A 26,697-nucleotide genomic window follows, 5' to 3' on the forward strand; every position below is an offset into this window, starting at 1 on the left:
CGGCCAATTATCAGCCTAGGTTGGTGGGAAGAAGTCAATCGGATAAAGAATGGTAATGGTCGGCACTCCGGCCTTTTCACCAAAGTTAAATCGTTTGACCCTAGCCACAATTTTTGCATTGAGCGACGGCGAATCCACATCACTAGAATCTACACTCACGGCAGAAACCGATCCGCTGGGTTCAATAGTAATCTTCAACACCATCTTACCTTGCAGCGCGGGATTATTACGAAGCTCACGATTGTAGATACGATACAAGGTGGCTTTGTAGCGATCGAAAACAATCTGGATTTCCTCATCTGTCCGCGACGGTCCAGCACCATCACTGAGAGGACGGTCCTCGCCGGCAAAGTCACCTTCAGTACCGATAGAACTTTCCACTCGTGCAAAGGCAACGCCACCCAAGTCCGAACCAGATCCACCCACATTGCGACTCAACTCTGCCGTATTGATACCACCACTTCCCGCGGTAGATGCTGCGATGATCAGTGAGCGCTGACTGCGGTTCTCTTTTTTACCGGCTGTGCTCAGCTGGGTTTGCTGGCCGAGGCGGTTATCCAGATCATCTTGTATCAGGTCCTGGAAGTTATCCTTAAAGGCGAGAACACCGGATCGCTCAGCTTTTTTACGCGCCTGCTTTTTCTCCGCCTTGGAGGGTTTCGGGTCCTGCTTGGCTACCTTCTGCTCAGGCTTCTTCTCCGGTTTTTTCTCCTCTTTCTTAGGCTTGGCTTTTTCTGGCTCCGGCGGTGGCTTGGGCTTGGTTTTCTTCTCAATAACCAGCTTGGCCAGGCGCTCGGGAATTTCCACTATTTGAGACTCGGGCTGGGGCACCGTATACAGGGGAATCAGGTAGCCCAGCAAGGCGGCGATAAACAGTGAGGCAAAGACACAGCGGCGAAAACGCTTTTCGTCCTCGCCTTGCTTGTGCCATGGCATCACCATAGGGCGGAACTTGGGCTGCTCGAATTCCCGTGTTATCTCGAACTCGAACTTTGACTCTTCCTCCTCGCGGCGCAGCTCATCCGCGCGCTCATCCAGCGTAAATACCTCTTCCTGGCACTCGCTTATGCTGTTCTGCAAAGCACTGCGCTCATCGCGCAGCTGCTCCAGGCTCTGATTGAAACTGCGCGTCGACTGCCCGATCCGCTCGATAACCTGCGCAGAAGCATTCTCCCGATAATCTTCCGCCCAGAACATTTCTCCCGCGCCCGCTTCTTCAAGCTTGCGCAGGCGTTCGGAAATTTCGTCGAGCAACTGGTACTTGGACCCCTGGTCCTGTAATTCAGCCAGCTTCTCTTCGATCTGGTGCCGCTCATCCTCGAGCAGCTGCATGCGATGGTGAACCGCCTCAAGCGCCTCACCTACCGCCCGCTGTTGTTGAAGAAAATTACTCACAAACTTCCATTAACCCTGAGATGCTTTCTGAATAACCGCCAGTGAAACTTTGGTATAGCCAGCGTCTGTACAGCTGGACATCACCTTTTTCAGCAAACTGAACGGAATGCCTCTGTCCGCGAGAATATTGACCTCCGGTGGTTCTGGATCCTGCCCCCCCTCGACATCACCCTCACCTGAATCTTCCGAGGCCTGGGCAACACCAATTGCCTTGGCCAGCTCCGCAACCATCGCTTCCTTAATGGCCGCAATAATGGTTTCCTCACTTTCCAACACTTCGGAGGTGGCAATTACCGAGTTGGACTCCACCAGGATTTCATCATTGGTCACCATCAGGGTCACCGTTTCCCGGGGCTTGGTCTCCACCACTGAGTCCGGCAAGGTAATCACCTTGGGGGGCTCCAGGGCTTCATTGCTGGAGGTATTAGTCAGCAGGAAAAACACCAGGATCGTAAAAACATCCATCAGGGAAGTCAGGTTCATGCCCGAGGTTTTCTTGCGCTTATGGCTTCGCGCCATACGCTTCATGCGTCGGCTTTCATTTCTCATGGCGCATCTCCTATGGAAATATCAGGAAATAAAACCACCTTTTCCACCGCATCCAGATCACTGGGATCACTCCCCTCAATCCGTACTTCAGCTCCGCGCACAGTATCCATAATGCCCACCAAATGCTCATAGGCGATTGTGGGCTCCATCAGGATGATGGAATCAGTTTTTTCCGGATAACTGGCCTTAACTTCCAACAAAAACTGCGTGAGCTTCTTTAGGTCATACACCTCTGCTGTGGGGAGCACAGCAAGAATCTCAGTCTGTTCAGCATCTGCTCCAACGGGAGCCTCAATAGGAGCATTTTCACCCTCGCCATCAATATTCAGGTTGGGGAAACGTGCGATAACCTTTTCACCATCACTGATTTCCAGGGCTTGCTCTCGCACAACCACCTCCACCGTAACCGTGGGATCATCCGGTGCTCCACCACCGGCACCACTCGGCATATTCAGTTCGAGAATTGTCACCCGCGAAAATACCGCCGATACCAATAGAAAAGGCACCAATACCACCATCAAATTCAAGAAAGCAGTGATATCCAGCTCAGGAGCTTCTTTATCCCGCCCGTGGCGCCGCCTTCTCATTACGCAGTTTCCGCTTGCTGTGCTACTGGATTGGTTTTAGCTGGTGTAGTTTTTTCACTAGACGGCTTGGATTTTGCGGGCTCCACTTCAAAGCGGCGACGAGTTGCACCATCAATCAGGTTGGATGCTTTTACAGAAACCATTTCCAGGCTGTCGATAATTTCACCGGTAAGTGAGTTCAGCAGTGCGTGAACGATCAACAGTGGAATACCAGTCATCAGACCGAAGGCGGTGGTGTTCATCGCCACGGAAATACTGGCGGAGAGCAGGTCCGCTTTTTCTGCCGGGTTGGCATTGGCTACCGCCGTAAAGGCTTCGATCAGACCCATAATGGTTCCCAGAAGCCCGAGCAAAGTTGCGATATTTGAAAACAAAGCTACGTAAGGGGTGCGCTTTTCCAGCTGTGGAGTGATCTCCATCATGCTCTCTTCCATCGCGATTTCGATATCTTCACGACGGCGAACGGCCCCCTGCCGGGCCAGCCCCATAGACAGTAATTTACTCACACTGGACTCGTCCTGTTTTACCAGGTTGCGAGCGCGATCGAAGTCTCCTGAAGCTAATACCGGCTGCAGCTTATCCCACATATTGCGGTTGCTGCGGCGCTCCAAATGCAGGCGGATAAAGCGCTCGATAGCCACAGCACCACCCAGTGCGGCAACCACGAGAATCGGGTACATAAAAGTACCGCCCGTCTGGAAAAACTCGATGACGTTATTGAAAAAGCCCATTACAAACCCTCTTGAGAAATACAGCTAAAACTTGGTGCTACTCCGGCGATAGCCGGAGTCTATATGGCGTTAATCGCCGGACAGGCTGAGTTGGTAGAACTCCAACTCACGCATGAAAACTTCCTTGTCGAGCGGTTTGAGTTTGTCGTCCATCAAGCTGGAGACAAGGTCGCTTTCGACACCCACTTCGGAACTTTTCCAGGGGACAATATAGAGAGACTTAGGGGCTTCCTTGTTACCGATAATAGAAATACCCGACAACTCCTTAATTTTTGAATCCACCTTTTTATCGGTGGATTCTTTTTTCTCCTCTCCCTCAGACTGAGCCAAGGCATAAGGGAAAACCATAAAGCTGGCCACGAATGGCAAAGCCCAACGAAGTTTAATCATTTACCAGCCCTCCGTTGAATATCAGCTAACCAGATAGTGACATCCCGGTCCTCTGGTTCCAATTGAACATATTGTTCGAATTGTGCCAGAGCACACTGGAGATCTTGCAGATACAGATCACACAATATGCCCAGATTTTTTATCAAAGGTAGATATTCTGGATTTTCTGCCAAAGCATTCACATATATTTTTCGCGCCTCGGCAAAGCGCCCTTGCTTTCGGTAGAGAACGGCCAGTTCATTAGTTGCCACCGGATGCTTTTCGTCCAGCGCCAATGCCTTTAAAAAAGCCTCTTCCGCTTTTGCCTCATTGCCACTTTTGTAGTGGGCAATACCCAGATTAATATAGGGTGCCGGAAGGCGCTGCTCGCGCTCCACCACTGACTGCAGAAGTTCAATAGCACTCGCATAATCCTGCTCGGCAAGATATTCCAGGGATCGCTCAAAGTCCCGACTCACACTGCCCGATACCCGCACCGAAGAATAATCAGAGATTTTTCCAGACTTGGTTTGGGTGCTGGCGCAAGCTGCTAACAACAAGGCTAAGCCCACCAGAAAAAACAAACGCATTTGTTTTTGCATAACTTTCCACTCCAAAAGGCAAATGCCTGTTATTACTGACCCGAAACTGCTGATCCCGCTGAGGGCAATTCCGGCTCTGGCGGCAGGGGTACAATAGTCTGGAGATACTCACCAGCCTCTTCCGCCCGTGCATAGCGAGCGGGCATTAAATTAGCAAGCTTGCCAATACTTTTATCAATCCAGGGGTTATAAATACCGACGCCCAGCAACTCGACATTCTTCTGGTGAACAGAAATGGCTTTTTCCTCGAAGGGATAAATCTGCTCCTCCAATGCCAACTCATACTCTTCCAGCTCCAGGGCATTCAGGTTGGTTGGACGTTCAGAGTCCTTCAGGGCCACGCTAAAGTGGAGATAAATTTCAGCCAGGTAAAAGGTTGCCGCAGCGGTCACATCGGCCACCTGATAATCAATCAGGTCAGTAAATGCACGGGTGGCTGCTTTCATACGCTTGCGCTTGAGGTTGAGGCTTTTCTCGATAGGCGCAACCAAATCCACCTGGGTGAAAGCCTCAAAACTGGGTTCAGCCAATAGCAGGGCCGCATTACCTGCGAGATAACGAGTGCGGTCGCTGCGCTGGGAACCACCGCGGGACTCAACTTTCACCAGTTCACGAAGCTCTGCCATATAAAGCTTTTGATTCCCGGACACTTTGTAGATATCGGCAATTTTCTGGCGGGTCTCCAGCGCCGGCTCCATGGGTTCGGGGAAATAATCGACGTAGCGACGCAAAACAGACAGCGCTTTAGCGCTATCTTCTGCCGCTGCGTAAAGATCTGCCGCCTGGGTTAAGGCCTCACGGCGTATTTCATCGTCCTCGGATTCCCGCTCAATACGCTCAAATTCCGCAGCTGCCAACAACAGCTCACCGCTCTCCTGGTAAACCACTGCCAACTTCTTGGTGACATCTTTTGCCAGCTCATGCTCCGGGAAGTGACTGCGGAAGTTATTTAATACCGTTGCCGCTTGTACCCAATCCTTAAGCACGATCAATGATGCGGCAGCATCGTACTCCGCCGTAGCCAAAATGGTCGCACCGGGTGCAGCGCCTCGAATACGCAGGAAATGGCTCGCTGCGGTTGCATGATCCTCCTGCTTACGGGCCATATCACCCTGCTGGTAGATAGAAGCAGCCAGGTTATCTACCAGTCCCGCCCTATCCTTTGCATCCTGGGCAGTCAGCATCAAAGTTTCACCGTAAGCGATTTCTGCATCCGCAAAGGCCGCAGTATCGAAAGAAGCGTGAGCCACCAGCAGCCAGGCAGAACGTCTAATCTCCTGCTCCGCAGTGGGGAACTGCTCCAACAGTGAACGGCCATTGGCGATCGTCGGGGCATAGTCTTTTAACCCGTAAAGATCCTCCACCGCGCCGAGCATGATCTGAGGGGCTTTGGCATGCTCAGGGAATGTGGCTGCAAATGTCAGCGATGAACGGATAATTTCCCGCAATAGTGGTGCACGCTGCTCATCCGTTGCATCTTTTAAGTTATTGGCCAGATGTTCGCGATAAGCGTAAACCGCTGCGTAGCCTGCTTCGCTGGAATCCTTGTGCGCAGGATATTCATAGGCCGTGCGCTCATACTCCAGAGCTGCACCATGAAAATCCCGGTTTTCCAACATCAATCCGGCAAGCTGATAATTGATTTCCGGTGCGCGCTCAGTTTCCCGGAAGGAATCGAGATAGCTTCGATACCAGTGAATCGCCTCGCGATAATTCTCGGCCTTCTTGTCTTTTAACTTCTTATTCTGGTAAGCCGCATGGTAGTGCCCGGCGAGGTCGACCAGGTTGGTCTGCAGGAAGGCAACCACCTCTCCGTATTCATTAATATCGAAGACAGTCCAGTAATCGGCATTAAGTGCATAAGTAGTGGCGAAATCCTTCTTCGCTTCCAGCACCAGTTTGGGGAAGCCGCCTTTACTGTAGATCTCAATAACACGAATTGAGAAATCCGCAGATACTCTGTGTAACTGGTTTCGATCAACAAACGCAATATAGGATTTTGCCGCATCCTGGTAGCGACGCTTCTCCAAATAATATTCACCCAGCTGGCTGTATACCCGGAATTCGTAATCTCTATTACCCTTGCGGGAGAAGTAATCGACAACCGAATCAGGGCCTTCCAGGTAAGAAAAGCTCAAGCTGACCACACGGAAAGTATCGTCAATATGCTTGCGCTCGCCCTTATTGTTTTGCTGGTCGAAGTCATATCCCTGGGAGACTTTGTAATCCAGCATGGCGATATAGTCATCCAGAGCCATTTCATACATATCCTGCTTAAACAGCGCCCAACCGCGTTTATACAGGGCAAGCTCGTAAAAACTGGATATCACACCAATATCGATAACTTTTCCGTAGGACTCTTCCGCATCGAGAAACTTCTTGCGGGTAAAATAGTATTCGCCCAACCGGAACCAGGATTCATCGATATGTCGCGAGTCCGGATAGTTGGCCACCAGCTGGCGCAATACATCCACCGCTGCATCAATCTCTCCCGCCTCTTCATAAGCCCGGGATAACTGATACATCACCTGGTCGTTGCGGTGATACAGGGGGTACTTTTGCAGCAATTTAATATAGAGATCGATGGCCTCGCGGGCATTGGCTGACATCATCTCTTCAGAATCAACGCCCGGCGCTTCAAGCGGGGTTTCATCTGCAGCTATTTCTATGCTGCCACTAGCCCGGGTTTCAAACTCCTCGTCGGACTCGACAACCCCAGGGGCCTGCGCCTCAGTCACTACCGGCTCTACCTTCGCCACCGGCGCTGACGTCTCTGGAGCATCCAGGGTATTTTCAGCCATAGCTTCTGACGCATCGACAGAGATCACCGCCCCGCCTCCAGCAGCTACTCCAGCAAGGTTATCGAATTCTGCATCTTCAGCGCGGTGTGCCTGCTTGATTTTCAGGTCGGCAATCCTGCGCATCGCCTCGGGAGTCAGCTTGGATTCAGGGGTTTCCTGCAAGTACTTCTGGTAGCTGGCCAGTGCCTTCTCCAGGCTCCCATCAATATGTTCTTCCTTAATTTCTACTTCGACATTTTGAAGACTGCCGATGGTCTTGCCGCTATTTCCCGCACAACCCCCTAGCACTATAAGTGCAGAGAGAAGACCGACGGCACGATTGGGAGATATACCAGCTCGAGATTTAGATTTGAGCAACTTACTCACGAATCACCTCCCTCTGCTGATTCTTCCTCCACCGGCTCCATCTCCGCTGGATTCTCCTCAGGGATTTGCTCTTCCAACAGCGCCTTGTGCTGCTCTACTTTAAATTCATCTTCACGCTGCTCCTGAAGCTCATTAGCGCGGTCGTAGCTGTCTGCCAGGGCGAAGCGGGCTTTAATTTGATAACTTTCCAACTGTGCGCGACGGCGTTCCAACTCAGCAATTGCCAAGGCCTCAAGCATGGTGCCCTGGCGCGCCATCAGGGTTTTCAGTCGCCGCTGGGTTTGCTGGATACGCACGCGCAAACGAGTAATATCGCGGTCGTAACCGGTATAGCTGTGAGTTGCCGCCTGGCGACTGCGCACAAAGGAATCGTAAACAGACTTTAGACTTTCGATCTCCTGGCTTAATTCCGCCAGGTGTTTGTAGGCCTCGGTCAAACGCTGGTCGTACTCAAAGGAAAGACGCAGGTCCAAAACACCTTTGAGCCGCTGTACCCGCTCCAAAGTAGTTCCAGTAAAGCCCTGGGGATGCTCAGCAATTTTTCCGCTAAGTTCCAGGAGCTTCAATCGCGCTTCCTGCTCTTCGGCCGTTGCCAGGTATTCTGGTCGGCGGGAGATCAGCATCTGCTCTATACGATTGGCAAACTGATCGCGCTGCTCCATCCGCAGTTGGATACGGGCATCGAGTTCACGGAATTGCCTGTCCAGCTCCGGCAACAGGGGTTCGTAATAGTTGCGGCGAATACGAATAATATCTTCGTAGGCTGTCAGGCTTTTTAGCCACTCTTCATTGCGCTCATATAAATCGTTGAGGTCGCGATAGTTGCGCAGAAACTCCTGGTAGTCATTGGATGCCATCAGGTCGAGTAAGTAATGGGTCTCGGGGGCTTCCGGTAAATTGCGCAAGGCCACTACCCAGTTCTGTACCTGGGTGGCCTCTTTACGACGCAGCGCCTCAAGGAACTTACCTTTGCGAATACTGTGAATAGACTGAGTGAGGGTATCGATCTCACGCCCGAAAGCGTCTAACGCGCGGCCGTAATTAATTGCAGCGGTACTGTGGACATCCAGTTTGCCGTAGGCATAGGGCACCGCCAACATGACCTCTTGCACTGGCTCACTGGTGCCTTTGCGGTCTTGCAACAGCTTCCAGGGCACCAGTGCCCGATCATAGCTACCCGCGCGGGCCTCTACCCAGCCAGCACCCAGCAGCGCCCTATTTGAGAAAGGGCCATCGAGGTTTACACGATCAAAATAGGGGCGCGCCATATCCAGCTTGCCCAGCTCCATTAAATGGGAGCCCAATAAGAGGTTGGTTTTATCGTAAAGGGCCTGCAGGGCCGCCTCTGAACTGCGCTTTCTTCCCAGTGCAGTCAACTCCAGAACACCGCGCTCCTCTTCTCCCGCCTTCAGTTGGGCAATACCCAAATTGAAGGAAACAAAGCCCTCTAGCGACTCTTCACCCTTCAGGTCTTGCAGCAGTTCTACGGCCTCCTCAAATCGACCGAGCTGCATATAGACTCGAGCACGCAAAAACTGCTCATCTGCACGGACCCTCTCGGGAACCCGCCCGTCAATCATTTCCAGGGCGTGTAAGGCGTTGCGTGGCTGTTGTTTGTGATAGTGAATTTTTGCCAGTCGATACGCGGCTTCATTGCGCACCGGCTGGGAAACATTTCCCTGCAGTACAGCCTCAATAGCCCGCCCGGCCTCCCTGTGCATTCGGTAGGACAACTCCAAGTCACCCACCGAAAACTCAGCTTGCCCCAAGTGCGCACTGAAAGGATCGAGTTCGGGCTGATCTAAGCGGTGATACTGAGCAAGTTCTGTGTCCAGTGCCACAATCGCATCAAAATAACTTTCCTGATGGGCATGAAACATTGCCGCACCGAAAAACAGGTCTTTAAGTTCTTCCTGCGGTTCAGTCGCCGCTGCAGCGGGGAGAGCAGCCAAAGAACAAAGGGATAGAGCACCAAGTGCCATCCTGGTTTGACAGGACAACACATTTACCAGGGACCTGAGCATGATTACCAGTCCTTGAAGTTTATCGTGGACTCGGTTCCCAGAACCTTAATCTCGACAAATTTAGGACCCACTGCTTTCTCCACGGTGTAGGAAGCTGTAGCCCGATACTCTTTTCCTGATGGGGTTTTACCGAGAAAACTAACCTCTAATGGATGCCCACCCACTTGCACATTGCCAGTGTATATTTTTTGTACCCCACCCTTTTGCAGGGACTCAATTTCCCGGTAGGTATAGAGATGATGGGCAACTAATTTGCCATTCAGTGTGACCTCAACCGACTCCAGCTCGAAGGGCTTTTCATCAGCCACCGAGACAAAAAGAGCTACCTGCGTATTAGAGGGGAATAAGAGCTTTTCCTCCAGCTGTGACAATTCAGCAGTGAGATCAATTACATCTTTCTTAACATCCTGGATCTGCTCATCCAGGCCACGGATATCATCTCTATCAATAGTCTGAGCATGCCCAGTACTGGCCAACAGAAAGAAAAGTACAATCTGAAGAATTCTGAACATGTGGCCTACCTCCGACCCAACCCTAAACTATCAATTCCTGCCAGAGAACCTGGAACAGGACCACAATAAACCCAGGCACAACAGGGCCTTGAGCTGCGGCATTGTATTGAATAGAGGGCTAATCAGATGTGAGGAAATTCAAATCTCACAAAAACTCAAAGAATGGATAAATTTTGAAAAAAGCACTTCCAGCAAATAAAAGAGATCTACAACACAAAAGAAGTGAGACACAATTCACTTTCGATTAAGAAAGCTCTCCGCTTTGGCTCTCTGGCCTACCGATCACAAAAAACATACAGACAATCAAACCAACCAAGGCTAGGTAGGCATTTACTGTAAAAGCTCTATCTATACCCGAAGGTATATCTGGAGCGAAGGCGATAATTGTAGCATTCATACCCAAACCAACCGCACCCCCACCAATTTTAAACATATAGAGGATTGCGCCTGCCAAGCTGGCACGGTGAGGTTCCACCACCGTAATACCCGCAGTCGTACTGGATGGATTGAACAGCCCAATACCGACTCCCAACACGACCAAGCCCGGACACATATCCAGAAAACCCGTGTCCGAAGTCAGGTTCGAGAGCATGAACATTCCAACACTCATCCCCAAAATACCTAATGAGACGAGTAATTTTGGCCCGGCTACCTCATAGAAACGACCGGAGATAATAGCAACCAGCCCCGATACAACCATTAAAGGGACTAAAGATAAACCGGCCTGAAATGCTGAGTAGCCACGAAAATTCGCCAAAAACTGGGGGACATAGAGAATCGCCGACAGGAATACTACGGAGATTAGGAGTGTCGTAACGCCTACCGCTAGGAACTTTCGGTTCTGTGCAATATCAGGGGGAATCAGGGCATCTTTACCAACTCGATACTCCACGATGGTAAACAGGCAGAGCAACACCAGGAACACAACGATCAGGCTGATAACCACAGGATGCTTGAAACCAATTTCTGCGGAGACATCCAGTGCAAAAAGCAAACAAAATAGCGAGGTGCACAGTAGTAGCACACCGAAGAAGTCTATTTTTTCCTCGGTGTCACGAGGTTTATCGGGGGGCACTGCCCACCAACAAGCCAGCATTGTTGCCAGAGTAAGGAGAATATTAACGAAGAAAATCCATCGCCAACTGAAAAAATCTGCGAGCACCCCACCCAAAACTGGTCCAGCTGCATTCGCTAACCCACAGGTGGCCATCAGGATACCACCCGCCAACCCTGACCTTTCATAGGTCAACAAGTTAAAAGTCATTGCCAAAGTGGACGGCCACATCAATGCCGCACCCACTCCCATCAATGCGCGGGATATCAATAACATCCACATATCCATTGCCAAGCCACCCAGCACGGCAAAGAAAACGAATATTCCCGCTCCAATCATAAATACTCTGCGGCGGCCATAGATATCCGCCAAGCGGCCACCGGTTATGATGAAAACACCAAAAACCAAGGCGTATCCGTTAATGATCCACTGGGAGCTAGTTATGTCTGCATTGAATTCTCTTTCGATGGCAGGTAGTGCGGGGGCAAAAGCGGTATAGTCATTACTAATAAGGAAGGCCGCGAGAACTAATGCAGCCAACCCCAAGTACTGATCTCGTGTAATTTTGCCGCTCTGTTTAGCCATACTGCGTAATTCACTCGACACCCGAGCCGCTCAGGTAATCCTTCAGAACCTAATTAGCTTGCGATATATTTTTAATACTCCCGCCTAGAGCCTAGACCACTCGCTCATTTACACGCCTTTTGACTAGTCAGTTTTCACTGTGGATACGGATCATCATCTGCCTTGTAACTGGCAGCTCATATCTTATGCTTAAAGGACATCCAAGCACCGGAAAATTGAATTAGTGATTGGATAGCCTACTGAGCCCCCTAAGATCACGCTAATAGATGAGATTAGTAAATGCATAAGTTCATTGTGCTTGTCTTGGTTCTGCTGACTTCTTCTACATTCGCCCAGGGATCTACGGTGAACGACCTAAAAGATTTCCAGTGGAAAAACCGCATTCTATTACTGAATATCCCGGAAGATCCCAATAGCACAATCAATGAATTACTCAAGTTAGCGCCGCAGTTTGCAGAGAGAAACTTGATATGGTTCCTATTCTCTAACGACACCCTTGAGACTAACTTTCCCGGTAAAGTCACAGACAATTTTGCTAAAAATGTACGGGAAAAATATCTGCAAGGACCAGCAATGCAAGTACTTCTTATAGGGAAGGATGGGGAAGTAAAGTATAAAGCCGATAAATTCTCAGCCGTCGAAATTTTTCAACGTATCGACAGCATGCCCATGCGACGCAATGAGATGCAGCAAGGATCTGCACAGTGAACAATTATTGAACATCCACAATCTGATAGAGAATTTTTGTATCCTCCAGTATTACTGAGGAATCCCAGAGTTAGATTTCCCTCAGTTAATTACGCTTCGGCCTTCTTTGCTCACCAGACACCCTTTCCAGCTGGCAACTTTTAACAAACATAGACATCTTTGCGCTAAAGTACGCTATTAGCCTTGCGAACATCTACCCAATGGAAATCAACCTCCAATGAGCAAAAGAGCCATTATCCTCGGAGCTACGGGCCTTATCGGTGGCCATCTCACAGAGCAACTGGCTGGTGAAGAAGTCTTTGATGAAGTACTTACCCTCACTCGACGCCCCAAAGCCACTGCAAGTCAAAGAATACATAATCATATTGTCGATTTTGATCGATTGGAGGAGGCTGCCCCTCTTTTTCAGGGAAATACTCTATTTTCCTGCCTGGGAACCACTCGCAAGCAAGCCGGCAGCCTAGCCGCCCAGTACAAGGTTGACGTTGAATATCAATACAAAGCGGCCCAATTGGCAGCGGAGGCGGGGGTCAGCCATTACGTACTGGTTTCATCCAGCGGGGCCAATGCCAATAGCGCCAGTGCTTACTTACGTATGAAGGGTGAGCTGGAAGAGAAAATCAAGAAACTTCCATTTAAGCGCATCAGTATTCTGCAACCCTCCCTACTTCTCGGAGATCGTGCAAATGCCCGCCCCGGTGAGAAAATCGGAGGCACCCTCCTACCAGTAATTTGTATGCTGCCGGGGCTGAGACGTTATAGACCCATTGAGGGGCGTGAAGTAGCCAAAAAAATGGTTTATTTAAGTCGACAAGAACGAACAGGGATTGAGACCCTGCGTTTGGATGAGCTATTCAATGCTTAAGGAGCCTCCGAGTAATTCTACAATGTCCCTGCGGGTCTGGGAGGCTCCTTAAACCCCAAAGGTTAAATTCGGGAGCTTAAAACAAGTAAATCGCTCCCGAAAATTGCGGTTATTCTTTTATCTTAATCCCTAACCAGTGCGGGTATTGAGTCAAAACAATAAGGACAATTGCATCGTAGACTGCGTGCCAAATTATTACTCCCAATAAACTTCCGGACACTTGGTAAACCACTCCTAAAACCACACCAATTCCCAAAGTCAGAAAGAAATTGGTCCACGATGAGAAATGAAGTAGCGCAAATGCAATTGCGGAAATTAGTAACCCCAACAATGGCGAACTAAGTTCTGACAACCAGGACTGTAAAAAACCCCGAAACAAAAGCTCTTCACAAATTCCGACTACAATAGAAATCAACAGCAGTTGAAAGAAAGACAATCGTGAAAATAGCGGAATCAGGGCGATCGATTGACGCCGCATTGACTTGCCAAGGGTCGTTTCTGAGCGAGTTAACGACAACATCACACCGTAGGTAGCCATAGCACCAATGATGCCAATTATTACTTGCAACCCTACACTTTCACCAATGATCACTACCTTGAGTGAAGTCAGATAAAAGCCCAGAAGGGCCAGCAACAAGCAAACAACCTGAGTGCCAATTAATAAAAGAAAAACTGGTGGATTCCCTTTTGTTTGGTCAACAGCATCCATTTGTGACCGTCCTTTTTATTAGTAGTTTATCGAGGTAGTCGAGTGGCTCAGTACCTAAATAGACTGCCTTAGGATTCCGTTCCAACTAGAAACCACATCGAAATTCAATCAGCCGAAATAAGCAAACCCGCCATCGGCAATAATCTAACAGAAAATGATGACAGGCATAATCCTCCGCCAACAGCTTATCTCTATCCGTTTAGTTTGACGCCAGACAGCTTATCCCCTTTGAAAAACTGCCTGACTTTAGCCGAAAAGCCAGTCACAGTGCTATGCTCGACAATATCTCTGGAACCGGATAGCTCGTAGAGACTACCCGGTTTCCAGCCCTCTTATCAGTAGATTGTCTTGCAAAGAAACTACACAGCAACTAATTCCAACCATGACACAAGAAATCATAGGACTGGGCCAGCTGCTGAAGGATATTGAGGAGAAAAGTCAGGGGCAGGAGAAAATCTCCATCCAGCATGTTATTGAGGCTGTGGGGCTTCGATCCTTTGCCCCATTCCTTATCCTTATCGGGTTGATCCTGTTTTCCCCTCTGAGCGGTATTCCCGGAATGTCTACCGCGATGGGCGTATTGCTACTACTGTTTGCCCTACAACTGCTGATGAAGCGCAACTATATCTGGCTTCCACAGTGGTTAATCAACCGCTCCATATCTAGCGAGAAGCTGATGGATGCCCTGCACTGGATGGAAAAGCCCGCCCGATTTGCCGACCGCTGGATTCAGCCACGGATGGATTTTATCGTGCGCCGATATGGCACCTACGCTATTGCTGGAACCTGCATTTTTATTGCATTGACCCTGCCAATAATGGAAGTAATCCCCTTCTCTGCCTCAACTGCTGGTCTCGCTCTCACCATTTTTGGGCTATCGCTGGCAGCTCGAGACGGACTCTTAGCGCTTATTGCTTTTATCCTAACGGCCTCCCTGGTACTAGTGGTGATCGTTGCCGTGATCTAGGAGCCCGCGAGTAACTCCGTAATATCTCTGCAGGTCTCCAGACCAAAGCTGGCTACTTACCCTCGCTTTAAGACTTGATTTTTTAATCCGAGCAAATGGGGAAAGTGCACTATGGCGAAAATTGCCAAAAGGTCGTATACCGCATGCCAAACAATCGCCCCCACCAAGCCCCCGGACATTTGGTAGAAAATGCCTAAAATAAGCCCAATCATAAAGGTAAGGAAGAAGTACACCCAGGAAACACAGTGCAGTAATGCGAATATCAGTGATGCACCCAATAAACCGAGGAATGGCGTACTGAGCTGGGAGAGCCAAGACTGTAGAAAACCGCGAAACAACAGCTCCTCACAAACACCCGCAGCTAAAGCAACCCATACCATCTGTGGTGGGGACAACTTGGAAAATAGCGGAGTCAATTGAGTACAGTGGAGCCGCAGCATTTTCCCAAATAGCGTCTCAGAACGAGCCAATGTCAGTACTACCGCAAATGTGACAATAGCGCCTAACAATCCCAACAGCAGTTGCAGCCAAACCGTATCACCAATAAATGAAACTTCCATTGGCACAAGGTAGAGACCCAGAGCCGCAAGCAATAGACAGCCCAGTTGAATATCCATTAAAAAAAAGAAAACCGGCAGGCTGCGCCGTGCCGGACCAATCGCTTCCATTCCTGATTTTTCCCTTTGCCTATTGATTTCCTGAGCCTCTGACAACCTTCAAGCTCGCTCGCCCATCCGCAGAAATCATCAATTCAGCCACTCCTCCGTCCCGCAGTTGTTTTTCCAGGTCCAGGGCTTTTTCCTTCGGAGCAAAGTAGGCTTCAATACCGTAGCGAATCCGGTAGCTATCTGATGAATTCCAAAAATTCTGGCCTGCTACCCGCCCTCGAACAAAGACTCCGCCCTGTGGTTTTTCAAGGCTGACAGAGGCGCGTTCATACAATCCGGATGGCCCTTTTTCTAAGCCCACATAAACCACCTCTCCCTGACGCAACCGTCCCTGCCCTTTAAACAAGGCTTTATCTAAAGTGGAAAAGGGGTAACTCAACTGGGCATAGTTACCCCGAAATAATGAGCGCGGGTCTACAGGAACAGTTTTCACTGAGACAGGCTGGCCCGTCCACAGCGGCATTTGAGCCTTAATATACATTCCTAACAGTATAAAAAACTGCACGCCAATGGCGGCAACCAGGCCAATCACAACTCTACGTTTCATCGCAAACTTCCCCCCGCCTGGTGATATTTCCAATACTTGGCTGCTGCCAGCAATAAAACTGCGAAGAGAATAAACAGGAGAGCAGCACCTATATAGTCGCCAATCAAGTCAATATAGCGCAGCAGAGCCGTCAACAGGACCGCCATAACTCCGAGGAAGAAGTAGTGTGAGATACCATCGTGAATACCCCTGAAGATCAACCAGATTCCACAGGCAATCAGGGCGAAGTTTGTAAAAATTTGTAACCAAACTGCGTAGTCACTGGAGCTGGCATTTGTTACGAACGCAAGTACTGCCGCAAAAACACCGCACAACCCCAGCCCGAATAGCAACCTCTGAGACAGCAGCGCCAACACTATCGACACAGCAGACATAGTCCCCACTACCGCCCACATAGAAGGTAGGTGACTCCAGGGGGCTTCTATCATCTCCTCCCAGGGATATTCAAAGCTAAAAATCAGTAAGCCAATTAAAGTAAACCGAAGGCACCAAATAGAGATTACTGCTGCGTAGTCCTTGGCTACCGCCGACGGGCGAGTTGCCAACCAATGGGCAAAGCAATACATCAGGATAAAGAGCGAGACTGCAACAGCAAGGTTCTCCGGATAAATATCCGCACTAAATTTCCCATCCTGCAAACGCCAAAATTCTGACAGGGAAAATTCCAGCCAAAAACCTAAGCCAAAGATAAAGGTCAGCAAGAGAATCACGCTCGCACGACCACTTAACAGGATATAGAGGGCCCCCAGCAAGAAAATTGGGAACAGGGCGGGGTAAAAGCCTAAACTCGACTCTAGGAAGAACCAAAGCAAAGCTAGGAGCAAGGACTGCTCTGCAATCCACGGGCTGCGGGTAATTAAAGCAAATGGCAAACTACCCAGTGCCCACCAGAAAATACCATCTGGCATATGCTCGCCCAAATGGTATACCTGCGCGATCAAGATAATCGCCGCACCAAAAAACAGGTTGCCCAACAAGAACAAGCCCTCTCCGGCTTTTCTGTCTCCAGATAGGTAAACCTTAAACGCCACTCCCTGGGTCACCAAGGTCAAAGTGATCAGTCCCCCCATTCGCAGCGCTCTGGGGATTTCCTCCCAATTGGCCCCAATCAGCGTAATCACCGCCAGCCCGATAAAGAGATAGGCCAGCCCGATCAAAATGCGATATCCAAGTGTTCTTTCTTGCGCCCGGTGGTAATCCACTTCATAGCGGGCACAGATCTGCTCAGCCTGAGCTTCACTGATCACACCGTCTTCAACCCAATCTCCAGCCTCGCGGGCCAGGTCATGCTTAAGCAACCGAATCAATCGCATAGATGCGCCTTGTGAAAAATTACCCATACCCGATGAATGGGTATTAATACTTTGGTCCCGAGTATCCCCGATGTAACCAGCGACCTCAAATTGGTACGGATTGCAGACTAAATTATCGCCAAGCTACCTAGATAGCAGAAAACTATCTCAGATATTTAAATTGTTAATTTCTATTATTGATGATCAGCCAATAGCATAAGCAGCATCAAAGTTAAGAGCCAGGCACCCAATAAGGAGCTAACCATGTCCCGCTATATCGAATCCGAACTCAAGCCGTTTAACGCCAAAGCCTACCAAAATGGCGAATTTCACGATGTAAGTGACTCTGACGTCAAAGGTAAATGGGCCGTATTCTTCTTTTACCCCGCCGACTTCACCTTTGTATGCCCCACTGAATTAGGCGATCTGGCAGACAACTATGAGGAGTTTAAGAAGCTGGGTGTAGAGATCTACTCAGTCTCCACAGACACTCACTTCACCCACAAGGCCTGGCACGATTCCTCTGACACCATCGGTAAGATCCAGTACCCGATGATCGGTGATCCTACCGGTACCATCACCCGCAACTTCGGTGTAATGATTGAGGAAGAAGGCATTGCCGACCGCGGTACTTTCGTAATCGACCCGGAAGGTCGTGTTCAAATTGTGGAAATTACTGCTGGCGGTATCGGCCGCGATGCCAGTGAGCTGCTGCGCAAGATCAAAGCTGCCCAGTACATCGCTGCTCACCCCGGTGAAGTTTGCCCAGCAAAATGGAAGGAAGGTGAGGAAACCCTGGCCCCCTCTCTTGATCTGGTAGGCAAAATTTAAGTCTTCCCAAGCCCTCACAGGATTGGAACTGGCCTTGCCCGCCCTTTTGGCGGGCATTGTCGTTAATCAAATATTGCTAATCCGTGTTAATGGCTTCTTTGCTTCGCAATAAGTGACAAAAGCAAGCAACATACAACTCCTCCCAAGAGGAACACAGGAACTACAAAGATTGCGGTTTGTATTCCGTAACTTTCGTCTAACCATCCCACCAAAGCATGGGCCAGAATCAAGAAAATTCCCCCCATACCTAAGGAGAATGAAACTGTAAAAGGGGGATTCTTACTACAATGTGTCAACCATTCCATGGCATAAGGAAACAAGTAGGATAGTGTCAATCCACATACTGGAAACCATAGTGGACTCACCCAGTAGCCCAGAGAAAATACGGCTGCTGTCGATAAAAAGGAGACTATTAACCAGAAAAAAGCACTTCCCTTCAGCAGGATAAAAGTGAAGGCCACTCTCCCTAAACAAAGCAATCCGAAAAAGATTGAAAGCAAAATATCCGCCTCAACGGCCCAGTGCCCTCCCCTAGCTTCAAGAAACAGCACCATCCTACTCGCCAATATATGTTCAGCGCCGTTGTAGGCAGAAACAATAAACCCACCACCAATTGCGATCCACCACTCTTTCGGTTCTTTATCTCGTTGGCTTGCCTCTTTAAAGGCGCCAGGGTTAAAAGAACTCCCATTTTTCCTCAGTTTTCCTTTTCTTCTTATTAATCCAGACAAGATAAAAAATAATATGCTTGCTGCTATCCCCCCAAACAAATAGAAACCACCCTCCCATCCAAAGTGAAATTTATACAACAATCCGGGCAACAAAGGAGACAATATAGAGGCCACCCCATAGGTACTATGTAATCCACAATAACCTTGACGAGTTAAGTTTTCAGGAACAAAAAGAGGAATTGCCACATTAATCAAAACCATGCTCCCTCCGGCACCCAAACCAAAGAGGAAGCTGCCCAGAATAAGCAGGGTAAACGAGTACAGATATCCAGAAATACCTGAAAGTACCGACCCTACCCCCATAAAAACTACGAATAATGCTAATCCAGAGATCACTCTGATTTTTTTTACCCAGAGAGCCCCTGACAAAGTCATAAGTAAGGCAGAAAAAGTGGACAGGAAGAAAAAGGTGGAGCCCTTTGTTGGGGAAACAGAAAAAAAATCTAAAATTTTTGGATAAATTGGAGCTTTATAGACCTCCACAAAGCCCAGTAAAAATAGAGCCCCATAGCATGACAGCAATCCAAACCAATAGATGTTGCGTTTCACGCAGCCCTTCTTTTGATATATTGATCACACTCTTCAATCATTCGGATTGCTTGTATAGAGTCGGCAAGAGGAAGATCCGGTGATTCAATTAAGTTTTTCTCAATACATAACTGAACAGCCTGTACCTCATAATAAAGCCCTTCAGAATTTGGATAATTAAACCTGCCTCTTATTCTCGGTAATGGGAATTCGTACAACTTAGTCTCATTATCTGTCCTTCGATCACCAGTGATCCGCGTCACTGACACCCTAGTTGGACAATGTGCCGGGGCAAACACTTTTATCCGCCCTTCTGTGCCATAGATTTCCAACTCTTCCGCACCCTCAACCAGATGACTCCAGGAAACTACAGCTGTTGATCCACTATCGAAGTGCGCATAAATGAGTCCGGCACCATCCTCCTGGAAACCGTAGTTATCCAGCACCCCAGAGAACTCCAGGTCTGATATCCCCCTACCCAATACCATCAGCGCCGTGTGGACAGGATACACACCGGCATCCATACCAGCTCCCACCTTCCATTTTGGAGACTGCAACCCTTCATCCTTACGCAGGTCAAAGCTCAAATCTGCACGAAGCTGGCTTACCTTACCTATATTTCCAAGACTAATAATATCTCTACAGTATTTAATAGCAGGGAAGAACCTCATCCACATCCCTTCCATGCAAAACAGCTGTTTTTTATTGGCAAGCTCTTTAATCCTTACAGCATCCTCAACTGTTAACGCCAGAGGTTTTTCAATAAGAACAGGCTTACCTGCCATTAATGCTAATTCAGCATGTTGTCGGTGTAGCTCAGGGATAGTTGCAATATAGACAATGTCAATATCAGGATCAGAAACAAGTTCCAGGTAACTGCCATAAGCCCTACTTGCTCCATAACTATTCGCAAACTCTCTCGCTCTATTAAAATCCCTGGAAGCTACAGCAAACACTTCTGAGGAATCCAGGTAGTTGAGGACTAATGCAAAATCATTTGCTATTCTTCCACAGCCTATAAATCCCCAGCGCAGCCTTCTCAAAGGTAGTTTTTTTGCGCCTTGATGACTGGTCAAGTCCAATTGCTTAGGTAAATATTCCTCCTCTGCTATTTCATCAGGATCCAATATGAGCTCTGGATGACGAGTAAGCCTTTCTTGCAGGTCATACCAAGCGCTTTCCAGGTGGTTCGCCTCTATCTTATTGACCCAAATACAGTTTCCTAGAGGGGCTGGGAGAGGCGCTCGCAAAGTACCGGAGCGATGAATCGAGATCTGTTTTATTGCCGTCTTGTATACATCCAGGCTCAGCCCTTTGACACTAGCTGCAAGTCCCAGCTGCACGTAAATTCCAAACAGTAACTCAATGTCTGCCTTGGATATCAATCCCATTTTTTCAGCTACCAGCGAAGTAAACAGGCAGTCAATGCCCACAGCTTCACCATGCATCAACCTAAAAGCCTCATCACGCTCCAACCAGCGGGATAACGTATGTCCAAAGTCCATTGGTCTGGATAAGTTCTCTTCTTTTAAGTCTCCCGCAATACTATCCAGCATGGCATCAATACAATTTATCAGCAGTTTATAGGATGCATCTCCCGGCAGGCCATCAGGTTCTAAAAAACTATTTTCCAACAGAGTGGCACCCTGAGCTGACAAGGTATCGAGCACATCCTTATTGAATACCACTCCAACCTTAATCATTTCACCAATCGCACTTTTTAATACCCGCTGTGGATTAGTTTTCAAGAAGGAGGGATCAATAATGGTATGCAAGGGACAATGGAAAGCACCAATCCCATTCTTAATATTGTGGTTCACACTGACTTTAATGCCGATAGAGGAGTCAATCATTCCCATTAGAGTCGTTGGAATACGTATCCAGGGTGTATTCCGTCGCCACACCGCACTGACAAACCCAATCGTATCGGTTACCGCCCCTCCACCCATAGCTAAGATTGGCTCCCTGTAACGAAGAGGATTTGCCTTCCATATTTCATCAATCATACTGATAAGACTATTAATATTTTTTGACTGTTCGCCACCCTTCATAACTATCGGGATGAACTCAACCCCCATGGACTTTTGCCACTCGGTAATACCCTTCCCATAGAGTTCCCATACCTTGTCATCAACACAACAAATAATTCTGTTCTGCGGCGGCCTTAGGATTTCTATAAGGAATTTATTACCAGGTTTAAAGAGTCCATGGTGGTACCAGATTCTTTGGTTTGTTGGAGCCTGACAAATAGTATCTGAAATTTGTACGATAGAATGATGGCTTTCATCTTCTCTTAATTGAGCCTTAATAGAGGGCTCTATCGCTGCGGCCAATTCAAGAACACCACATGCATGAAGCAGTCGCGGCAGGTTCAAGTATTTCTCATCATCGCTATCTAGAATGGATTCAATAAACAGCCTTTTCAGATTGTAATAATCTCGCTCAAACAAGTAGCAATACCACATCCCTCCCTTTTCTTTTCTAGTAAGCTCAAGTGCCCGATCAAGGACATCTTCCATGGCCTGCCGAATAAAAACAGGGTCACCGCGAAGGCCTTTTCGCATCGCTATGCAATTTTCGACACCTTCACAACGGGTAGCCAGAAAAGAGAAACTCACTCCCAGATTAGTTTTTAGCGTAAAAGACAGCTTTTTGAAGTCCTCGATATCACCGAAGCGCTTCTGCACGGTTTCATCTCGATTCACTACTACATCAGTAATGTTGTGAGGAGCAAGGTTCCACTTTGCTATACAGAGTTCAAGTTCATGGCAACACTGGTTGAGCAGCATACCTTCGGAATTTTGCCTAAAGATGCTTTCCAGGTTGGCTTCCGGATGCGGGTTGTGATGAATGAATCCGACACTCCTGGACTTCAACTTCCATTGCTCGTTAAGCCTCTCGGCTCTATCCACGTAATTTGCGATATGCTTTTGATAGCCAACAACAACATTTACATTGTTTCTGTCGGCGATCCTTTCCATTTCACGCAGCTTTTCCAGCGAGTCTGCACCAGGTTTTTCTAGGTATATATTCCTATATCCTTTACTAATTACCGATTCAAAAACCCCCTTCGCGTGTGGAGTCCTCACCGAGATAACAACCAAATTTTTTAAGGAGGGATGCGCATCAGGTATTTGCTCCACCGAGGAACAAGTTTTGAAATCGCCATACTGAGCTTTTAGCCTTGCCATCTCATTTCGGAAAACCATCCCTTTTTTAGATGACTCGGCATCCCTGGAAAGCCAATACTCTTCAACAATCGCATCTACCACTACATTTCGCATATTCATTAGCTGAGACAAATGCAGCCATCCGATTGACTCCCCAGGCAGACCGACACCAACCACCGTGACATGCACCACATTCTGATTCATAGCGGCAACATTTAACCTCACATCCGCTGGCACTACCCAGATCGTCAGAACCGGGCTCGCACTTCTAACTTATTGCTAATGTGCGCTGATTTACGACTCAACTCTTTTTTGATGCCTGAGGGTATAGACCGCGATCAACACTTCTATATGTCGTCTTTGCGGCTCAATAGACATCAGGATGCGCCGATAAGGTTTCACCTAACGGCTGTCGCTTTGCCAAAGCCATTAAATAGCGGCTAAACACCCAATCAATCAAATAGCCAACAACGATTGCCAAAAGCTATCACACACATTTACATTAATAATTTTTATCAAATAGCATAGACCGATAGTATAGATCCCACTTCCAAACAACGACCGACAAGACAGTGATGAATAAGGAGCTATCCATGTCACGTTACATCGAATCCCAGCTGAAACCCTTTAGCGCCAAGGCTTATCAAAACGGCGACTTCTTCGATATCAGCGACGCCGACGTTAAAGGCAAGTGGACCGTATTCTTCTTCTACCCCGCAGACTTCACCTTCGTCTGCCCCACTGAGCTGGGCGATCTGGCGGACAACTATGAAGAGTTCAAGAAGTTGGGCGTTGAGATCTACTCCGTATCTACCGATACCCACTTCACCCACAAAGCCTGGCACGACTCTTCCGACACCATCGGCAAAATCCAATACCCGATGATCGGCGACCCCACCGGCACCATCACCCGCAACTTCGGTGTGATGATCGAGGAAGAAGGCATCGCCGATCGCGGCACCTTTGTAATCGACCCCGAAGGCCGTATCCAAATTGTCGAGATCACTGCCGGCGGAATCGGCCGCGATGCCAGCGAGCTGTTGCGCAAGATCAAAGCTGCCCAGTACATCGCCGCTCACCCCGGTGAAGTCTGCCCGGCCAAGTGGAAAGAAGGCGAAGAGACCTTAGCCCCCTCCCTAGATCTGGTAGGAAAGATTTAACCCAAATACCTCTGACCCGGCCCATCAAAAGGTGGGCCACAACCCAGCCTTAAATTGTTAGAGAAAGGACACACCGATGTTGGACGCAAACCTGAAAAAACAACTGGACACTTACCTGCAGAATATCGTCAAGCCGATCGAGATTCGTGTGTCCACAGATAACAGTGAAAAATCCAAAGAGCTGGAAGCGCTGGTAGATGAAATCTCCGGACTCTCCAACAAAATTACTGCACAGCAGAGTCAAGCCAAGCGCACGCCGAGTATGGCCATCGCCCCTGCCGGAGAGGAACCCCGGGTTAGCTTTGCCGGTATTCCCCTGGGACATGAATTTACCTCACTCGTACTGGCACTATTGCAAGCGGGGGGCCATCCCTCAAAAGCAGACCCGGAGCTACTGGAGCAGGTACGAAACCTGAAGGGTGAATTCCACTTTGAAACCTATATCTCCCTCTCTTGCCAAAACTGCCCGGATGTCGTCCAAGCACTGAACCTGATGACAACCCTCAACCCAAACATCACCCACGAAATGATCGACGGTGGCCTGTTCCAGGAGGAAGTTGAAAAGCGCAATGTTATGGCTGTACCTGCGGTTTACCTCAATGGTGAACACTTCGGCCAAGGCAGGATGTCCCTCGAAGAGATTGTTGGAAAACTGGATACCGACGCAGCCGAGCGTAAAGCTGAAGAACTGAATGAAAAAGCACCCTACGATCTTTTAGTGGTAGGGGGTGGCCCAGCTGGCGCAGCGGCTGCTATTTATGCCGCTCGCAAAGGCATTCGCACTGGCATAGTGGCAGAACGCTTCGGCGGCCAGGTAATGGATACCGTAGGCATCGAGAACTTTATCTCTGTACCTTATACCGAGGGCCCCAAGCTCGCAGCCAGCCTTGAGCAACACGTAAAAGAGTATGGTGTCGATATCATTACCGATCAACGCGCAGCCAACTTGCGACGCAACGAAATGGTAGATATCAAACTACAAAGCGGTGCGACCCTATCCAGCCGCTCAGTAGTATTGGCTACCGGTGCCCGCTGGAGGGAACTGGGGGTTCCCGGCGAAGCCGAGTACCGCACCAAGGGTGTAGCCTACTGCCCCCATTGCGACGGCCCCTTCTTTAAAGGTAAGCGCGTAGCCGTTATCGGTGGCGGCAACTCGGGCATCGAAGCAGCGATCGACCTCGCCGGAATCGTCGAGCACGTCACCGTACTGGAGTTCGCCGACAAACTACGTGCAGACGAGGTACTGGTACGCAAGGCTCAGTTAATGGACAACATCGATATTATCGTCAATGCCCAAACCACTGAAGTCCTCGGCGATGGTAACAAAGTGAACGGCCTGGCCTATACCGATCGAGAGAGTGGTGAAAATAAGCAGGTCGACCTGGCTGGTATTTTCGTACAGATTGGCCTGGTACCCAATACGGAATTCCTTAAAGAAACCGATGTGCAGATGAATCGCATGGGCGAAATTGTGATCGACGAGCGCGGCGCAACTTCAGTCCCCGGCGTTTACGCCGCCGGCGATGCGACTACTGTCCCCTACAAACAGATAGTGATCTCTATGGGTGCAGGTGCAACTGCGGCACTGGGCGCATTTGACTACTTGATTCGATCTTCGGTTGAATAACCCTTAAGCAAACATTGGCCGGCCCTTTGCCGGCCAATGTCTAAAAAAATAAGTGCACAATAAACTTTCACAGGCCCCAATCTAGGATTCAGGGTACTTCCAAAAGTAACTCAATGTTTAAACACTGACTCTACCCCCCCCAATTAACTTCAGAGATAGGCTCTCCAACACCTGAATTGCCCTATACTTTGATTTTCAACTACTTTTCAAAGGTATACCCTCTATTCGCTGGCGACTAATCCCACTCATTAAAGAAAGCCATCTAAGTAAGATAGGTAAAGCTGGCAGATTAACTTCCATATAGATCATGTAGATGCCCAACTTAAATAGCTGTTACACCTTTCTAAAAGAGTCTTGAAGAATTAGGCGATGATTAACAGCTTCACCGTCATCTTTGGTTTTTCCGCATTCATCATTACTTTTTTTCTCATTCATAAATCTCTTCACATAGTTATTAAGAGCAGCTCAAAGGACAACATCGATAAAGTATGCCAGCTAATTTTGTACACTATTTTAGTCATATTTGGCGCTATCGCACTATATCAAGAATACGAAAGTATCGGCAAAATTGGCGCAACCAGATTTTTTCGACTTGCATTGCTGTATGGCGTATCAATGTATGCGTTTGAGATAATCTTCTTACAGATAAGTCGATTTAATCAAATACATCATATCTACTACATTATTCTTGGGATGATATTCATATACCAAGATTATTATCTTGCAATATTTCCTGCTCTCTATTTTGTCGAGCTAACTGTAATTTTTGATCTAATCAGCTTTCTCACACGGAAAAGTAAAACTATAGGGTTTAAATTTTACGCTTTTTCGCTAATGATTCACGGCTTTGTCTGGTCAATACCTTTATTCCTTTTTTATCTAATTCTTCAAGACGGATTCCCCAACGATATCTTTTTAGATTCCATTCTTCTCATTGCACTTTCTATAACCTTTCTTGCGTCAATCGGGCTCGCCAACAAAGCACCTACACTCATTGCCAAGTTTGTTAAATACCAAAGGGAAAATTCCTCCTAGAAATAAAAAAAATTTTACCCGCATCAAACCGATCTGGTTCCAAAATTCTGGCCAGCACCTATATAAGACGCCCAACTTCGCATACAGAAACAGCAATGGAAGGCGTGATTTCACATGCCACTTTAGCCCCATATTTACAACAGAAACTAAACCTCTTCCTTTGATTTATATATATTATTAACAAACAGAAAACAAAGCCGATAAATTCGATAGAATATCAACCGGAATAACTCATTCATTCCCACCCCCGAACATGTGCCCACTATGAAAATTTAGTTTATCGA

At 48.3% G+C, this 26,697-nt stretch carries 22 protein-coding genes; 6 read left to right on the plus strand and 16 right to left on the minus strand.

Features of this window, described 5'->3' with window-relative positions:
* Window positions 1-15 precede the first annotated feature (15 nt).
* The 10 genes from ACJJI4_RS12495 to ACJJI4_RS12540 form a co-directional block, all read right to left on the minus strand.
* Window positions 16-1,395 (minus strand): AgmX/PglI C-terminal domain-containing protein, encoded by a 1,380-nt coding sequence (locus tag ACJJI4_RS12495; RefSeq protein WP_444925356.1) that lies wholly within the window; start codon window positions 1,393-1,395, stop codon window positions 16-18.
* 9 nt (window positions 1,396-1,404) lie between these two features.
* A complete protein-coding gene (locus tag ACJJI4_RS12500) occupies window positions 1,405-1,944 on the minus strand; it encodes an ExbD/TolR family protein (RefSeq protein WP_444925357.1) in 540 nt (179 codons plus the stop codon).
* The gene (locus ACJJI4_RS12505) at window positions 1,941-2,531 is read right to left on the minus strand and encodes an ExbD/TolR family protein (protein WP_444907818.1); all 591 of its coding nucleotides are present in this window, start codon (window positions 2,529-2,531) and stop codon (window positions 1,941-1,943) included. The genes ACJJI4_RS12500 and ACJJI4_RS12505 overlap by 4 nt, the downstream gene beginning before the upstream one ends.
* A complete protein-coding gene (locus ACJJI4_RS12510; RefSeq protein WP_444907817.1) occupies window positions 2,531-3,262 on the minus strand; it encodes a MotA/TolQ/ExbB proton channel family protein in 732 nt (243 codons plus the stop codon). The genes ACJJI4_RS12505 and ACJJI4_RS12510 overlap by 1 nt, the downstream gene beginning before the upstream one ends.
* Window positions 3,263-3,331: 69 nt before the next feature.
* Window positions 3,332-3,652 (minus strand): hypothetical protein, encoded by a 321-nt coding sequence (locus tag ACJJI4_RS12515; protein ID WP_238152012.1) that lies wholly within the window; start codon window positions 3,650-3,652, stop codon window positions 3,332-3,334.
* Window positions 3,649-4,233 carry a tetratricopeptide repeat protein gene (locus ACJJI4_RS12520; RefSeq protein ID WP_413662567.1) on the minus strand — a complete coding sequence of 195 codons (585 nt, stop codon included), beginning with the start codon at window positions 4,231-4,233 and terminating at the stop codon, window positions 3,649-3,651. Before ACJJI4_RS12520 ends, ACJJI4_RS12515 begins: the two co-directional genes overlap by 4 nt.
* Before the next feature lie 32 nt (window positions 4,234-4,265).
* Window positions 4,266-7,400 (minus strand): tetratricopeptide repeat protein, encoded by a 3,135-nt coding sequence (locus ACJJI4_RS12525; RefSeq protein ID WP_444925358.1) that lies wholly within the window; start codon window positions 7,398-7,400, stop codon window positions 4,266-4,268.
* Complete coding sequence (locus ACJJI4_RS12530; protein ID WP_444925359.1) at window positions 7,397-9,424, minus strand: tetratricopeptide repeat protein; 2,028 nt, start codon at window positions 9,422-9,424, stop codon at window positions 7,397-7,399. The genes ACJJI4_RS12525 and ACJJI4_RS12530 overlap by 4 nt, the downstream gene beginning before the upstream one ends.
* A 2-nt stretch (window positions 9,425-9,426) precedes the next feature.
* A complete protein-coding gene (locus ACJJI4_RS12535) occupies window positions 9,427-9,936 on the minus strand; it encodes a hypothetical protein (protein WP_282932151.1) in 510 nt (169 codons plus the stop codon).
* A 244-nt stretch (window positions 9,937-10,180) separates the two neighbouring features.
* Window positions 10,181-11,596: an MFS transporter gene (locus ACJJI4_RS12540; RefSeq protein WP_444925360.1), complete on the minus strand. Its 1,416-nt coding sequence runs from the start codon at window positions 11,594-11,596 to the stop codon at window positions 10,181-10,183.
* Window positions 11,597-11,854: 258 nt separating this feature from the next.
* On the opposite strand from ACJJI4_RS12540, the gene ACJJI4_RS12545 reads away from it, so the two are divergent.
* Both ACJJI4_RS12545 and ACJJI4_RS12550 read left to right on the plus strand, forming a co-directional pair.
* Window positions 11,855-12,283, plus strand: a complete 429-nt coding sequence (locus ACJJI4_RS12545; protein ID WP_444911124.1) for a DUF4174 domain-containing protein — start codon at window positions 11,855-11,857, stop codon at window positions 12,281-12,283.
* 217 nt (window positions 12,284-12,500) lie between these two features.
* On the plus strand, window positions 12,501-13,148 hold the full coding sequence (locus ACJJI4_RS12550; RefSeq protein ID WP_444911125.1) for an NAD-dependent epimerase/dehydratase family protein: 648 nt from the start codon (window positions 12,501-12,503) through the stop codon (window positions 13,146-13,148).
* 109 nt (window positions 13,149-13,257) lie between these two features.
* On the opposite strand, the gene ACJJI4_RS12555 is transcribed toward ACJJI4_RS12550, so the two are convergent.
* Window positions 13,258-13,857, minus strand: coding sequence for a CPBP family intramembrane glutamic endopeptidase (locus ACJJI4_RS12555; protein ID WP_413662573.1), 600 nt, complete (start codon window positions 13,855-13,857; stop codon window positions 13,258-13,260).
* A 382-nt stretch (window positions 13,858-14,239) separates the two neighbouring features.
* Between ACJJI4_RS12555 and ACJJI4_RS12560 the strand changes: the two genes are divergently transcribed.
* Window positions 14,240-14,824: an exopolysaccharide biosynthesis protein gene (locus ACJJI4_RS12560; protein ID WP_282932146.1), complete on the plus strand. Its 585-nt coding sequence runs from the start codon at window positions 14,240-14,242 to the stop codon at window positions 14,822-14,824.
* Window positions 14,825-14,880: 56 nt separating this feature from the next.
* Here ACJJI4_RS12560 and ACJJI4_RS12565 read toward each other — a convergent pair whose 3' ends face one another.
* Genes ACJJI4_RS12565 through ACJJI4_RS12575 form a run of 3 tightly spaced genes read right to left on the minus strand, consistent with a single transcriptional unit; the run spans window position 14,881 to window position 17,352 of the window.
* The gene (locus tag ACJJI4_RS12565) at window positions 14,881-15,492 is read right to left on the minus strand and encodes a CPBP family intramembrane glutamic endopeptidase (RefSeq protein ID WP_413662574.1); all 612 of its coding nucleotides are present in this window, start codon (window positions 15,490-15,492) and stop codon (window positions 14,881-14,883) included.
* Between the two features lie 19 nt (window positions 15,493-15,511).
* Window positions 15,512-16,039 carry a GDYXXLXY domain-containing protein gene (locus ACJJI4_RS12570; protein ID WP_444911126.1) on the minus strand — a complete coding sequence of 176 codons (528 nt, stop codon included), beginning with the start codon at window positions 16,037-16,039 and terminating at the stop codon, window positions 15,512-15,514.
* On the minus strand, window positions 16,036-17,352 hold the full coding sequence (locus ACJJI4_RS12575) for a DUF2157 domain-containing protein (protein WP_413662576.1): 1,317 nt from the start codon (window positions 17,350-17,352) through the stop codon (window positions 16,036-16,038). Before ACJJI4_RS12575 ends, ACJJI4_RS12570 begins: the two co-directional genes overlap by 4 nt.
* Before the next feature lie 243 nt (window positions 17,353-17,595).
* Between ACJJI4_RS12575 and ahpC (ACJJI4_RS12580) the strand changes: the two genes are divergently transcribed.
* Window positions 17,596-18,162, plus strand: coding sequence for an alkyl hydroperoxide reductase subunit C (ahpC, locus tag ACJJI4_RS12580; protein ID WP_413662577.1), 567 nt, complete (start codon window positions 17,596-17,598; stop codon window positions 18,160-18,162).
* Between the two features lie 86 nt (window positions 18,163-18,248).
* Here the strand turns inward: ahpC (ACJJI4_RS12580) and ACJJI4_RS12585 are convergent, their stop codons facing one another.
* Window positions 18,249-19,442 (minus strand): MFS transporter, encoded by a 1,194-nt coding sequence (locus ACJJI4_RS12585; protein WP_444916746.1) that lies wholly within the window; start codon window positions 19,440-19,442, stop codon window positions 18,249-18,251.
* On the minus strand, window positions 19,439-22,795 hold the full coding sequence (locus tag ACJJI4_RS12590; RefSeq protein ID WP_444925361.1) for a Gfo/Idh/MocA family oxidoreductase: 3,357 nt from the start codon (window positions 22,793-22,795) through the stop codon (window positions 19,439-19,441). The genes ACJJI4_RS12585 and ACJJI4_RS12590 overlap by 4 nt, the downstream gene beginning before the upstream one ends.
* A 389-nt stretch (window positions 22,796-23,184) precedes the next feature.
* Between ACJJI4_RS12590 and ahpC (ACJJI4_RS12595) the strand changes: the two genes are divergently transcribed.
* Together ahpC (ACJJI4_RS12595) and ahpF are read left to right on the plus strand one after the other, a co-directional pair.
* Window positions 23,185-23,751, plus strand: coding sequence for an alkyl hydroperoxide reductase subunit C (gene ahpC / locus ACJJI4_RS12595; RefSeq protein ID WP_444925362.1), 567 nt, complete (start codon window positions 23,185-23,187; stop codon window positions 23,749-23,751).
* Window positions 23,752-23,827: 76 nt separating this feature from the next.
* Complete coding sequence (gene ahpF, locus ACJJI4_RS12600; protein WP_444925363.1) at window positions 23,828-25,378, plus strand: alkyl hydroperoxide reductase subunit F; 1,551 nt, start codon at window positions 23,828-23,830, stop codon at window positions 25,376-25,378.
* Window positions 25,379-26,697: the final 1,319 nt, after the last annotated feature.

The sequence above is a fragment of the Microbulbifer maximicatervae (SeqCode) genome, assembly GCF_052467305.1.

Bases quoted from the DNA above. Each gene is read 5' to 3' on its own strand.
- ACJJI4_RS12500 (WP_444925357.1), bottom strand. From the start codon at position 1,944: ATGAGAAATGAAAGCCGACGCATGAAGCGTATGGCGCGAAGCCATAAG.
- ACJJI4_RS12505 (WP_444907818.1), bottom strand. From the start codon at position 2,531: ATGAGAAGGCGGCGCCACGGGCGGGATAAAGAAGCTCCTGAGCTGGAT.
- ACJJI4_RS12510 (WP_444907817.1), bottom strand. From the start codon at position 3,262: ATGGGCTTTTTCAATAACGTCATCGAGTTTTTCCAGACGGGCGGTACT.
- ACJJI4_RS12515 (WP_238152012.1), bottom strand. From the start codon at position 3,652: ATGATTAAACTTCGTTGGGCTTTGCCATTCGTGGCCAGCTTTATGGTT.
- ACJJI4_RS12520 (WP_413662567.1), bottom strand. From the start codon at position 4,233: ATGCAAAAACAAATGCGTTTGTTTTTTCTGGTGGGCTTAGCCTTGTTG.
- ACJJI4_RS12530 (WP_444925359.1), bottom strand. From the start codon at position 9,424: ATGCTCAGGTCCCTGGTAAATGTGTTGTCCTGTCAAACCAGGATGGCA.
- ACJJI4_RS12535 (WP_282932151.1), bottom strand. From the start codon at position 9,936: ATGTTCAGAATTCTTCAGATTGTACTTTTCTTTCTGTTGGCCAGTACT.
- ACJJI4_RS12545 (WP_444911124.1), top strand. From the start codon at position 11,855: ATGCATAAGTTCATTGTGCTTGTCTTGGTTCTGCTGACTTCTTCTACA.
- ACJJI4_RS12550 (WP_444911125.1), top strand. From the start codon at position 12,501: ATGAGCAAAAGAGCCATTATCCTCGGAGCTACGGGCCTTATCGGTGGC.
- ACJJI4_RS12555 (WP_413662573.1), bottom strand. From the start codon at position 13,857: ATGGATGCTGTTGACCAAACAAAAGGGAATCCACCAGTTTTTCTTTTA.
- ACJJI4_RS12560 (WP_282932146.1), top strand. From the start codon at position 14,240: ATGACACAAGAAATCATAGGACTGGGCCAGCTGCTGAAGGATATTGAG.
- ACJJI4_RS12565 (WP_413662574.1), bottom strand. From the start codon at position 15,492: ATGGAAGCGATTGGTCCGGCACGGCGCAGCCTGCCGGTTTTCTTTTTT.
- ACJJI4_RS12570 (WP_444911126.1), bottom strand. From the start codon at position 16,039: ATGAAACGTAGAGTTGTGATTGGCCTGGTTGCCGCCATTGGCGTGCAG.
- ACJJI4_RS12575 (WP_413662576.1), bottom strand. From the start codon at position 17,352: ATGCGATTGATTCGGTTGCTTAAGCATGACCTGGCCCGCGAGGCTGGA.
- ahpC (WP_413662577.1), top strand. From the start codon at position 17,596: ATGTCCCGCTATATCGAATCCGAACTCAAGCCGTTTAACGCCAAAGCC.
- ACJJI4_RS12590 (WP_444925361.1), bottom strand. From the start codon at position 22,795: ATGAATCAGAATGTGGTGCATGTCACGGTGGTTGGTGTCGGTCTGCCT.
- ahpC (WP_444925362.1), top strand. From the start codon at position 23,185: ATGTCACGTTACATCGAATCCCAGCTGAAACCCTTTAGCGCCAAGGCT.
- ahpF (WP_444925363.1), top strand. From the start codon at position 23,828: ATGTTGGACGCAAACCTGAAAAAACAACTGGACACTTACCTGCAGAAT.